At 74.0% G+C, this 596-nt stretch carries 1 protein-coding gene; it reads left to right on the top strand.

Going from position 1 to position 596, the window contains the following annotated elements; genetic code table 11:
- Positions 1 to 2 precede the first annotated feature (2 nt).
- Positions 3 to 596 (top strand): ketoacyl-synthetase C-terminal extension domain-containing protein (locus tag H0524_RS23900; RefSeq protein ID WP_304610818.1); only part of this gene is annotated, 594 nt, incomplete at its 3' end.

Genomic DNA, 596 nt, shown 5'->3' with positions numbered 1-596 from the left:
CGCTGCATGTTGATGAGCCGTCTCCGCAGGTCGATTGGTCGGCCGGGGAGGTGCGGCTGCTGACGGAGGCGCAGCAGTGGCCGGTGCTGGACCGGCCTCGCCGCGCTGGTGTCTCATCGTTTGGCATCAGCGGCACCAACGCCCACGTCATCCTCGAACAGGCACCCCCGGCCGGCGCGCCCCCGGCCGTGGCGCCCCCGACCGACGCACCCACCGTCGACGCGCTCCCGGCCGACGTGCCCCCGACGGACGCGTTCCTGGCCGGGGCGCCTCGGGCTGATGTGCCCGGGTCGGAGGTTCTGCCCTGGGTGCTGTCGGCCCGTACCGACGAGGCACTGCGTGCCCAGGCCGGCCAGGTCCGTGCGGCCGTCGCCGCCGCCACCGCCGATGCCGGCGACCTTGCGTACGCCCTGGCGAAAGGGCGGGCGGCGCTGGAGCGGCGGGCGGTCGTCGTCGGCGACGCTACCGACCTCCTGACCGGCGCGGACGCCCTGGTCGCGGGCGCACCGGTCCCCACTCCGCTGCACGACGGCTCCGGCATTGTTTTTGTTTTTCCGGGGCAGGGTTCGCAGTGGTTGGGGATGGCGGTGGAGTTG

The sequence above is a fragment of the Salinispora sp. H7-4 genome (assembly GCF_013416675.1).
Taxonomy (GTDB): Bacteria; Actinomycetota; Actinomycetes; order Mycobacteriales; family Micromonosporaceae; genus Micromonospora; species Micromonospora vitiensis.
The sequence above is the reverse complement of the archived record's forward strand: the minus strand, read 5'-3'. Positions and strand labels throughout refer to the sequence as shown.